The 1,253-nt window shown below is 50.8% G+C and carries 1 protein-coding gene; it reads right to left on the bottom strand.

The features are described from left to right. A partial coding sequence (locus ACLD9W_RS12320; protein ID WP_410842280.1) for a TIGR00341 family protein occupies positions 1-1,253 on the bottom strand: 1,253 nt, incomplete at both ends.

Here is a 1,253-nt window from a genome sequence, read left to right as displayed (position 1 = left end):
TCGAATTCGAGGGAGACAACAATATTGTTACTTGCGTCCGCTTCTTCGCTTTGAACTCTCTCAGGCTGCTCCTGCGTAGCGGGTGCAGTTTGTGCTTTTTCCCAAACCAAACCGCGCCCAACAACGATTTTTTCGGCTTCCGGATATTGGGCTTTGATTTCCCTCAGTACTGCTACGTCTTCGGGACTGGTGGTTTTGCCCGCCAGCACGGTATCGATGTAGGCCTGCTGCTCTTCCAGCTTGTTCTGTAACTGCACCGAGTTGTTATGGCTTGCCAGCAGTTCTTCAATTTTGGTGTCACTGCCCCCCGCATAGACTACTTTCACTTGCGGTTCTTTTATACCTACCGCTTTCAGATTTGTGACCAGCAGAGTGGTAATTTTCTCGGCATTCCCTGTTCCGTTGACAATCAGCCCGACTGCACGTTCTTTGTAGTTCACCATTTTACGCAGCACGAAAAAACCTTCCTGCTGTTGTGCAGCGGCGATGGCATTGTTGGCTTTGGTATTAAACAGCTCCTGACGCACTAGTCCCGATGCCATATATCCGCTCGGAATCATCACTGCCAACACTACGGCTGTGATAATAATACGGTGCAGTCTGCGTTTGGTCTCACTTACCAGCCCCCTGCGCGGCAGCTTAAGTAGTTTGGAAAACAGTAGGGTGGAAAAAGCGATGAACACGCAGTTGATGGCAAACAGATAAAAAGCACCGAAAAAATAGTGCCAGTTACCGTGTGCTAGTCCATAGCCCGCCGTGCACAGAGGAGGCATCAGTGCAGTGGCAATTGCCACACCCGGGATGGCATTGCCTCCTTCTTTGCGCGTTAATGCCACAATGCCTGCACTACCGCCGAAGAAGGCAATTAACACGTCCCATAGGGTTGGCTGGGTACGTGCCAAAAGCTCGCTTTGTGCCTCTTTCAGCGGGGTTAGCAGGAAATACAGTGTAGCGGTAACCAAACTGATGGCGATGAACACAATAATATTGCGTGCTGCTTGGCGGATCAGTGCAGTATCGCCTACCGCGGCACCGTAACCCATACCGACGATCGGCCCCATCAACGGAGAAATCAACATCGCCCCAATCACTACCGCCGTGCTGTTTACATTCAAACCGATACTCGCCACGGCAATGGCAAACATCAATACCCACATGTTAGTTCCAGATACCCGCGTATTGGCACGGATGGCGGCATCGATTTTGTCAGGATGAGCTTGGTCATGTGCAAGGTTGAATACATCTTGCAGTTT

It is taken from the genome of Neisseria sp. WLZKY-1 (assembly GCF_046546535.1).
In the GTDB taxonomy this organism is placed as follows: Bacteria; Pseudomonadota; Gammaproteobacteria; order Burkholderiales; family Neisseriaceae; genus Neisseria.
Note: the sequence above shows the minus strand (reverse complement) of the source record. Positions and strands in the feature narration are given on the sequence as shown.